The organism is bacterium (assembly GCA_021158245.1).
Classification (GTDB): Bacteria; Zhuqueibacterota; QNDG01; order QNDG01; family QNDG01; genus QNDG01.
Genome location: JAGGVB010000184.1, coordinates 1 through 8,967, shown reverse-complemented (window position 1 = coordinate 8,967; position 8,967 = coordinate 1). Strand labels below are relative to the sequence as shown.

Sequence of the window (8,967 nt, the reverse complement as noted above, 5' to 3'; positions counted from 1 at the left end):
TATTGCAGAGAAAGGGAGGAAAATTTTGGGTGCATTAAAGAAAAGAGCTACGATTTATTTTGATCCTGATATTCATCGGGTTTTGAAAATAAAATCAGCATACTCTAATAAATCCTTATCAGAGCTTATTGATATGGCAATAAGATATGAATTGGCTGAAGATGAGGAAGATATCAGAGCATTTGCAGAGAGGGAAAAGGAGCCGACTGTAACATTTGAATCTGTTCTAAGGGATCTGAAAAATAATGGGAAAATATAAAATCGAATTTAAAAGGTCAGCAGTAAAGGAACTTAATTCTATTCCTGATAAGGATATAAAGAGTATAATAAGAAAAATAAAATTACTGACAGATAATCCAAGACCTGACAGATGTATTAAACTGACCGGAAAAGAACAGTACAGAATAAGACACGGCAATTACAGGATACTTTATTCAATAGAGGATGATAAACTGATAGTGTTTGTAGTAAAAATCGGCCACAGAAAGGGTGTTTATAAGTAGGGTGATTTTAAAATATGGGTTTGCAGGTACTTCCGGTTTTTAATACTCTCTTGCAAAGCTCGCCTGGGGAAAAAGGTTCAGGGATAAAGGATAAAACATTTTCCTGCCGGTATCTAAAAATCTCCGCCTCAAGTCAAGCTTTGTTTGATGTAATTATATTCACATGCAGAACTGTATGCAGGGCAGGGATAATACCGTTAACAAAAATGGGTTAATTGCCAAAAAAAGGCAATTAACCCATTATCAAGGTTAATATATTCAGGATTATGCTTTAGATAGAATCCACTTCAACAATTTTTGCCAGAATTTCCGATTCCTGAATTACAAGAAATTCTTCGTTCTGGTGGGTTACTTTTGTTCCGCTGTACTCTTTAAAGATTACGCGGTCGCCTACGCTGATCTCATCTGATGAATCAGCAGAAACAGCCATGATATTGCCTTCAGTAGGCTTTTCCTTTGCGGTTTCTGGAATAATAATGCCGCCGCTTGTTTTTCCTTCTTTTTGTTCAATTATTTTAATAATAACATTTCCGTTAACCGGTTGTAATTTTTCCATATTTCTTCCTCCTTATATACTTAAGCTGATTTTCTAAGTCCAAGAAGATCATCTATTCTTGTCTGATCAAATCCTACAATAAGATGGCCGTCAATATCAACCTGCGGGACACCTGTCTGGCCGCTCCTGCGTACAAGTTCTTCCGCTGCATTTTGATTTCTTGCAACATCTACTTCACGGAATCTGATTCTATTCTGCCTCAGATAGGATTTTACGCGGTTGCACCACGGACATGACGGTGTTGTATAAACAACAACACTATGGCCAGGGCTGCCGTCTTTTTTATCAGTTGACGGTGCATCCATCAGCAGCCTTTCATAATGTTCGGGGCTTAATACTCCCTGCACTTGTTTTTTGCTGATACCGTTCTTAAATACCAATACTGTAGGTACTGTTTTAATTCCGTAATCGGGATGAATATTATTGACTTTACGTGCATCCACTGCATAAATATTGATATCTTTTTCTTTTTCCGCCATAACGTTCAGAGATTCTTTTGCTTTAATACTTTTTCCCGAGTCGTTTGTATAAAAAAGCAAAAGAAAAAATTTGTCTTGTTTTAGAATACTGTCAAAATCATTCTTACTGTTTATTTCTTTAACCATCTAATGCTCCTGTAAAATTATTTCCAAAAAATATTCAAAACTGACAGCAGGATGTGTTTTAAGGAAACCCCACAGAAAAACATGAATGTGTACCCATGTGAACAATTCCTATGGAAACACAGCGGTTGATATGAAAGCTTTTAATATGCATCATTTTTTTATCCTCTTTATTCATTAAAATAATGAACGCATTGCTCCCTGCTTTGTTCCGAAAAATAATCCGATTTATACTCGGATTAACGTATAAGATAAGAAAAAAAACGGATGAAAGAAATAAAAAAATCAATTAATTTACTATGTTAATGATTAATGATTACCATGCGCTTACTTTGAACCGCTTATAAGTATATATTTAAATTTTTTGAATATTAGATGTCCGATTCAAACTCCACAATAAGATCAGCTGCTTCAAAATATCCATTAATGCCCTTTCCTGTAATTTGTGCAGTGCATACCGGTTTTATAACTGAAATTTTTCTGAAATCTTCCCTGCCTGCTATGTCTGAAATATGAACTTCCACAACAGGTACATTTACTGCACTTATTGCATCGCGAAGTGCATAGCTGTAGTGAGTAAGTGCTCCGGGATTTATTATAATGCCGTTTATGGTTTTTCTCTTTTTATGGATGATATCTATAATTCTGCCTTCGTGGTTGGATTGAAAGAATACGGCCTTATAACCTTTTTTTTTCAAATGCAGGAAAAGCTGTTTATTAATACTCTTCAGAGTTGTTGTTCCGTAAATTTCAGGTTCCCGTTCACCGAGAAGGTTGAGATTCGGGCCGTTAATTATCAATACTCTGTTTTTTGTAAACATTGTTTAGCCACCTGTCAATTGGTTTTATAATGTCTGAAAGTTCTCTTTTTACAAACACAGTTTTTCCAATATCCTGCAAAAGAATCAAGGTTAGATTTTTTGAAGAATATTTTTTATCTCTATACATGGTGCCTGTAATCATTTCGGGATTAACTGAATCGGGAATATCAGGAATCTCTATCCGTGTTAAAAGATTTTCAATCCTCATGAAAGTTTTCCCTGAAAGTAGTCCTGTATACATGGAAAACCATGAAGCCCAGCGCATTCCGAGAATAACAGCTTCACCGTGGGTAAAAACAGAATAACCTGTTGCCTGCTCCAGTGCATGGCCGAAAGTGTGGCCGAAATTAAGAATTTTTCTCAGGCCCGATTCTTTCTCATCCCTGCTTACTATTTTTGCTTTGATTCTGCAGCAATCTTTAATGATACGGGGCATCTCTGCAGAACTGCCGGATATTAAAAGCATCTCCATTTTATCTTCAGTAAGATTGAAAAGATTCTTACTGCCGATTAAGCCATATTTTATTACTTCGCCGGCGCCTGAGATTATCTCCCTTTTCGGAAGAGTTTTTAACACATCAGGATCTGTCAGAACAAAGGCGGGCTGATAAAAACTGCCTATCAGGTTTTTCCCGAGCTCGTGATTTATTCCTGTTTTACCCCCCACGCTTGAATCAACCTGAGCAAGAAGAGTGGTTGGAATCTGAACGAATTTTACACCGCGCAGATATGTTGCAGCCACAAATCCCGCAAGGTCGCCGGTCACGCCTCCTCCGAGAGCAGCAATTACAGTGTCGCGGCCCATTCTGTTTTCAATTAAATCTGTATAGAGCCTGTATGCAATGTTGATATTTTTAGATGATTCCCCTGCTGGAAAAGAAAATAGTTTTACATGTCTGCCTGGTTGTGATAATAATTCCAATACTTCTTTACCGTAAAGATCAGCAACATTTATGTCTGAAATAACAGCAGCGGGCTTTCCGGGGAAAAAGCGCTCAAACAGGCCGGGAAGTTTTTTTAATGCATCTGGTTCAATAAATATGGAGTAGGAGTTTTTCCATAGCTTTACTTTTATCTTTTCCACTCAGGTTCCTTTAGATATTGAATGATTATTTCTGCAATATGTTCCTGTTTGACAGGTTCGGAAAAATAAAGATAAATATCAGCTTTTCTGTAAATTTTTTCTCTCTCTTGAAGAAGAGACGAGATTTTTTCAGACATTGCTTTTTTGTTCAGGCCTTTTAATAACGGCCTGCCATGTCCGCTGCTGATTCTGCCAAGCAGAATATCTTCAGGCCATGAAAGAGCAATTGTTATGCCTGTTTCTAAAATCAGCTTCCGGTTCTCAGAGGATAGAAATGCACCGCCTCCGAGAGCAATAACACTCGGCTCAAAAGACAAGACTCTGCGTATAAAGTCCATTTCCATAGTCCTGAATGCATTTTCGCCCTGTTTTTCAAAAATGTCAGATACAGACATTCCGGCTCTTTTCTCAATCATATAATCAGCATCAAGAAAAGGCATGGATAGTTTTTGAGCAAGGATTTTTCCGACACTTGTTTTCCCTGCTGCCATAAATCCGGTTAAAAATATATGATTTTTGTTGTCTTTATATTCCAAGTATTTGTCCGGCTTTGTGTCAGATTTTATTTGTACTTTTAAAACTCCTGTCCATCAGTTCTATGGAGTCTCCTCCGAATCTCCTTAAAAAAACATCTGCAATGGCAAGAGCAGTCATTGCCTCTCCTACAATACTTGCAGCAGGAACCGCACAGATGTCAGATCTCTCCCTGTGTGCAGGTGCAGGTTTCATTGTTTCGAGGTCTACAGAATCAATCGGGCTTGTAAGCGTTGGAATCGGTTTCATTGCTGCACGGATTATAACAGGCTGTCCGTTGGAAACTCCTCCTTCAATACCTCCTGCGTTGTTGCTGCTTCTTTCTATCCTGTTTTCCCTTATCAAGATTGGATCGTGGCACTGTGATCCGGGAAGCTCAGCAGCATTAAATCCAGCTCCGATCTCAACTCCCTTAATCCCGGGAATGCTTGATATAGCCGCACTTAAAAGAGAGTCCAGCCTCTCATCCCACGTGGAATATGACCCGAGCCCTGCAGGTACGTTAAGAGCTGCAATTTCAAAAATTCCGCCTGCAGTATCCTTCAGCTCTTTTGTCCTGTTTATAAAGTCTGTCATCTCTTCCGATTTTTCCGAAGATGCGCATCTTACAGGAGATTTTTCCGCTCTTTCAAATATTTCAATTATTTCTTCGTTAGTTTTCTCCCTATCGTCCGTACAAAGAGAGATAAAGGAGCCCCCGCTTTTTACATTCCCTATGCTTGTAACGTGGCTAACTATCTTAATCCCGAAATATTCAATGAGCTGCTTTGCAATTGACCCGAGAGCAACTCTCACCGCAGTCTCCCTTGCACTGGCACGCTCAAGTACATTCCTTAAATCTTTGTGATTGTATTTTACAGAGCCTGCAAGATCAGCATGCCCGGGCCGTGGTATTGTAACAGATTTTCCTGTGGAATTACCCCATACAGCCATATCTTCCTTCCAGTTGTCCCAGTCTCTGTTTTTTATAAGAACAGCTATGGGGCTTCCGAGAGTTGTGCCGAATCTTACGCCTGAGATGATTTCCGCAGAATCTTTTTCAATCTTCATCCTTCCGCCGCGGCCTGTTCCCTGCTGCCTTCTTGCAAGGTCAAGGTTGATTTTGTACAAATCAAGTTTTATACCTGCAGGGATTCCGCTGATAATACCTGTCAGCCCCTGGCCGTGAGATTCTCCTGCGGTTAGTATTTTCAAACTCTTCATCATAAAAGTTTTTCCCTGTGTTGCGTTAAAAGGTATTCCATAATTTGTTCATGAATTTTGCTGTCAATTTTGCGGTTTAACCAGATTTCCTGGGCTGCGACAGCCTGGCTGATAAGCATTTGAAGCCCCGGAATAATTACTGCTCCTGAAGATTCGGCATTGTGAAGTAATTTTGTTATATAGGGCCTGGGTACCATGTCAAAAACAAATGTATTCTTCCGGATCAGGCTTATGTCCCGAATAGGTGACCTGTCAGTATCCGGCCACATACCTACAGGAGTTGAATTTATTACAAGAGAAGCAGAAGATATGGATTCCGAAATATTTTTTTCGTTAAGTTTCTTAACATCAAAAATAACTGACGGGTTTTTTGAAAAAAATGAGGACAGCTTTTCCGCCCTGTTTGTATCCCTGTTTAAGATTACAATGTGTTTTTGCCCCATGCTGATTAATGCTGCAATTCCTGCACGTGCAGCACCCCCGCTTCCAAAAATTACCGCTGTACCGCCGGTTGTCCACCCGCTTTCAGTCAGAGCATGAATGCATCCTTCTATATCTGTATTGAATCCTGTTAATCTGTTGTTTTCCAATTTGACAGTATTAACCGCACCTGCAGTTTCAGCTGATTCGTCAAGTTCATAGAGAAAGGGTATTATACTCTCTTTATGGGGAATTGTTACATTGAAGCCCGGGCAAAAGCCTCTTTTCGCTTTTTCTGTAAATTCCTGAAGTCCTGAAGGTTTCACAAGTTCTGCCTTGTATGAAAACGATTCACCAAGCAGCTGAAAAATAAAATTGTGGATAACAGGTGATAAGGAGTGCCTGATGGGGTCTCCTATTACAAACAGGGTTCGGTCAGGGCTACTCATGAACAATATCCTCTAAAATTGAAAAGAAACCGGGGAAAGAGATATCTGCACACTCTGCATTTTTAATTACGGTTCTGCCTGATGCAGTAAGGCCTGCAATTGAAAATGCCATAGCAATACGGTGGTCGTTGTAGCTTTCCAGTACTGCACCTTTAAGCTGCTGGGGCCCGGGAATGATGAGCCCGTCTTTTGTGATTTCCACATCTGCTCTCATTGCCTGCAGATTTGCCGCAACTGCCTTTATTCTGTCTGTCTCCTTTATCCTCAGCTCTCCGGCATCTCTTATTATTGTTTCTCCTTCAGCCTGTGTGGCAGCAACTGCAATTATCGGAAGTTCGTCAATAGACCGCGGAATATCTTTTCCCCCGATCTCAATGCTTCTCAAATTGCTGTGCACAGCAGTAATATCTCCTGCAATTTCATTGCTGATTTTCTTTTTATTAGAGATGAAAATATTAGCGCCCATTTTTCGTAAAATATCAATAAATCCCATGCGCCCTGGATTTAACCCGACGTTTTGTATTGTCAGGCTGCCTTTTTCAGAAAGCAGGGCTGCAGTAATAAAGAATGCTGCTGATGAGATATCACCCGGAATTTGTATGTCAGCAGGCGAAGGGATTATAGGGCCGTTAATCAGTATTTCATTATTTCTGATTTGTACCGGAATGTTAAATTCCGGCAGCATACGTTCCGTGTGGTCCCTGGTTTGAACAGGCTCTTCAACAACTGTGCTGCCGAGTGAATTTATTCCTGCAAGCAAAATGCAGGATTTTACCTGTGCGCTTGCAGCATCCGGCCGGAAGTGTTTACCTGTTAATTCTGCTCCTTTAATTTTAAGAGGCAGAAATCCGTTATCAGAAGATATTTCAGCTCCCATCTCTTTCAGGGGGTCAATAATTCTCTGCATTGGCCTTTTTCTCAGGGATGAATCACCTGTTATTTCTGTCTCAAAAGGCAGAGATGCAAGTAGCCCTGATAAAAGGCGGACTGTAGTTCCGGAATTTCCTGCATAGAGCACTTGATAGGGATTTTTGAAATTTTTTATTCCGGGGCTATTTACGATAATTCCCCTGTCAGTCTCCTGGAATTCGACACCAAGCATTGAGAGGCAGTGCATAGTACTCTTAACATCAGCACATAAAGAGCTGCCGGAAATCAGTGATTCCCCTTCAGCAATAGATGCAATGATAAATGCCCTGTGCGATATGGATTTATCTCCGGGAGGTGTTATTGTGCCTGTTATTTTTTCTGCAGAAGTTATTGTTTTTATCATGTATTGCCTAATTTCGATATTGAGCCTTATACCCGATTGATGTTAAGATTTCCACTGCATTTTTTCTGTCCTGCTCGGACTGAAAAGCAAGCCTGAACACACCTGATTCACCCTCACGAACTTTTAGCACTTCAATATCCTTTATGTTGATGTTTTGTTCGGAAACGGCACTGCTGATTTCAGCAAGGACTCCAGGTTTGTCCTCAACAGAGACAGATATATCAAAACGGGGGAGCATAAAACCCTTTGTGTCCCGCGGAATGGAGAGCCTGTTTTTTGCTGCAAGCTCAAATTCCCTGCGCAGATTCTGATTTTGCAGAATAGACTGTATGCTGCTTAATTTTTTAATAAATGCATCAATAGCCCAGATTATTTCATCAGTGTTGGAGTTAATTATATCCTCCCATACTTCGTAAGGGCTGGACGCAATGCGTGTCATATCCCGAAAACCCCCTGCTGCCAGTCTTAAAAAGAATGTGGAAGAAGCATTATGTTCTCCTGCCAGATTTGTCAAAGCTACAGCAAGAAGCTGGGGCAGGTGGCTTACAAAAGCTGCTATTCTATCATGAAGAGACGGGCTGATAAACAGCACACGCGCACCTATCTGCTCCAGAATCAGTGCAAGGTTTCTGATTCTGTCAGGCGGAGTCTGATCAATGGGTGTTAAAACATAAACAGAATTTTCAAAAAGAAGAGGGTCAATGTTTTCCACTCCGTGCAGTTCGCTACCTGTCATCGGGTGGCCGCCTATAAAGTATGATCCCTTTATCTCAATCTCCTGCGCTCTTTTTATAATTTCAGCCTTTGTGCTTCCCATGTCTGTGATTACAGCGCCTTTTTTAGCCAGTTCCGCAACAATCGGCATATACTCCCTGATTTTATTTATGGAAGTGCATAAAAATATAATATCTGCCGGCTTTACAGCTTTTTCAACTGAGTCCGGAGTAAATCCCCTGTCGATAATTTTCAGAATTTGGGCCTTATCCAGCACTGCGGGAAAATCAACGCCGTAAAGCTCAACTGATTTTAGGTTCCGTTTTAGAGCTGCGGCCAAAGATCCTCCCATGAGGCCGACTCCGATAATAGTAATTATTTTATGTGGCATAGCAGCAGTCTCTCAATTAAGAAATGATTTTACTGTCTGACAGGAGTTCCTGATTTCCGTTTCTTTTATCCGATACGGTTCTGCCTATTGCCCATGATATAATCCGCAGTTCTTCCATGAGCGCTTCAAACTGTGCGGGCAGAAGCGACTGTGCACCGTCTGAAAGTGCATTGTCCGGATCGTGGTGAACTTCAATCATAAGCCCGTCTGCACCTGCTGCTACTGCAGCTCTTGCCATTGGTGCAACTTTATCACGTCTTCCTGTGCCGTGGCTCGGATCAGCGAAAATCGGGAGGTGGCTTCTCTTTTTTACAACAGGTATTGCTGATATATCCATTGTGTTCCGGGTATATTTTTCAAAAGTCCTGATGCCTCTTTCGCACAGGATTATGTTGCTGTTGCCTTTAGACATAATGT

General features: G+C 40.6%; 12 protein-coding genes. 2 read left to right on the top strand and 10 right to left on the bottom strand.

Going from position 1 to position 8,967, the window contains the following annotated elements; all coding sequences use genetic code 11:
- Window positions 1–25: 25 nt before the first annotated feature.
- The gene (locus J7K93_10760) at window positions 26–259 is read left to right on the top strand and encodes a CopG family transcriptional regulator (protein MCD6117486.1); all 234 of its coding nucleotides are present in this window, start codon (window positions 26–28) and stop codon (window positions 257–259) included.
- Complete coding sequence (locus J7K93_10755; GenBank protein ID MCD6117485.1) at window positions 246–503, top strand: type II toxin-antitoxin system RelE/ParE family toxin; 258 nt, start codon at window positions 246–248, stop codon at window positions 501–503. The genes J7K93_10760 and J7K93_10755 overlap by 14 nt, the downstream gene beginning before the upstream one ends.
- Window positions 504–774: 271 nt before the next feature.
- Here J7K93_10755 and J7K93_10750 read toward each other — a convergent pair whose 3' ends face one another.
- From J7K93_10750 to J7K93_10705, 10 genes are all read right to left on the bottom strand, one after another.
- Window positions 775–1,059 (bottom strand): co-chaperone GroES, encoded by a 285-nt coding sequence (locus J7K93_10750; GenBank protein MCD6117484.1) that lies wholly within the window; start codon window positions 1,057–1,059, stop codon window positions 775–777.
- A gap of 20 nt (window positions 1,060–1,079) precedes the next feature.
- Window positions 1,080–1,664 (bottom strand): thioredoxin family protein, encoded by a 585-nt coding sequence (locus J7K93_10745; protein MCD6117483.1) that lies wholly within the window; start codon window positions 1,662–1,664, stop codon window positions 1,080–1,082.
- 368 nt (window positions 1,665–2,032) lie between these two features.
- On the bottom strand, window positions 2,033–2,482 hold the full coding sequence (aroQ, locus tag J7K93_10740) for a type II 3-dehydroquinate dehydratase (GenBank protein MCD6117482.1): 450 nt from the start codon (window positions 2,480–2,482) through the stop codon (window positions 2,033–2,035).
- Entirely contained in the window at window positions 2,451–3,566 is a 1,116-nt protein-coding gene (gene aroB / locus J7K93_10735; GenBank protein MCD6117481.1) for a 3-dehydroquinate synthase, read from the bottom strand. The genes aroQ and aroB overlap by 32 nt, the downstream gene beginning before the upstream one ends.
- Entirely contained in the window at window positions 3,554–4,102 is a 549-nt protein-coding gene (locus J7K93_10730; protein MCD6117480.1) for a shikimate kinase, read from the bottom strand. Before J7K93_10730 ends, aroB begins: the two co-directional genes overlap by 13 nt.
- A 19-nt stretch (window positions 4,103–4,121) precedes the next feature.
- A complete protein-coding gene (gene aroC / locus J7K93_10725; protein MCD6117479.1) occupies window positions 4,122–5,303 on the bottom strand; it encodes a chorismate synthase in 1,182 nt (393 codons plus the stop codon).
- Complete coding sequence (aroE, locus tag J7K93_10720) at window positions 5,303–6,172, bottom strand: shikimate dehydrogenase (protein ID MCD6117478.1); 870 nt, start codon at window positions 6,170–6,172, stop codon at window positions 5,303–5,305. Before aroE ends, aroC begins: the two co-directional genes overlap by 1 nt.
- Window positions 6,165–7,445: a 3-phosphoshikimate 1-carboxyvinyltransferase gene (aroA, locus tag J7K93_10715; protein ID MCD6117477.1), complete on the bottom strand. Its 1,281-nt coding sequence runs from the start codon at window positions 7,443–7,445 to the stop codon at window positions 6,165–6,167. The genes aroE and aroA overlap by 8 nt, the downstream gene beginning before the upstream one ends.
- Before the next feature lie 7 nt (window positions 7,446–7,452).
- Window positions 7,453–8,550 carry a prephenate dehydrogenase/arogenate dehydrogenase family protein gene (locus J7K93_10710; GenBank protein ID MCD6117476.1) on the bottom strand — a complete coding sequence of 366 codons (1,098 nt, stop codon included), beginning with the start codon at window positions 8,548–8,550 and terminating at the stop codon, window positions 7,453–7,455.
- Between the two features lie 16 nt (window positions 8,551–8,566).
- The coding region (locus tag J7K93_10705) for a 3-deoxy-7-phosphoheptulonate synthase (protein ID MCD6117475.1) at window positions 8,567–8,967 on the bottom strand (401 nt) is incomplete at its 5' end.

What these genes read in the sequence shown, in the direction of transcription:
- J7K93_10755 (MCD6117485.1), top strand. Translation starts at nt 246, where the DNA reads ATGGGAAAATATAAAATCGAATTTAAAAGGTCAGCAGTAAAGGAACTT.
- aroA (MCD6117477.1), bottom strand. Translation starts at nt 7,445, where the DNA reads ATGATAAAAACAATAACTTCTGCAGAAAAAATAACAGGCACAATAACA.
- aroE (MCD6117478.1), bottom strand. Translation starts at nt 6,172, where the DNA reads ATGAGTAGCCCTGACCGAACCCTGTTTGTAATAGGAGACCCCATCAGG.
- aroQ (MCD6117482.1), bottom strand. Translation starts at nt 2,482, where the DNA reads ATGTTTACAAAAAACAGAGTATTGATAATTAACGGCCCGAATCTCAAC.
- J7K93_10750 (MCD6117484.1), bottom strand. Translation starts at nt 1,059, where the DNA reads ATGGAAAAATTACAACCGGTTAACGGAAATGTTATTATTAAAATAATT.
- J7K93_10710 (MCD6117476.1), bottom strand. Translation starts at nt 8,550, where the DNA reads ATGCCACATAAAATAATTACTATTATCGGAGTCGGCCTCATGGGAGGA.
- aroC (MCD6117479.1), bottom strand. Translation starts at nt 5,303, where the DNA reads ATGAAGAGTTTGAAAATACTAACCGCAGGAGAATCTCACGGCCAGGGG.
- J7K93_10745 (MCD6117483.1), bottom strand. Translation starts at nt 1,664, where the DNA reads ATGGTTAAAGAAATAAACAGTAAGAATGATTTTGACAGTATTCTAAAA.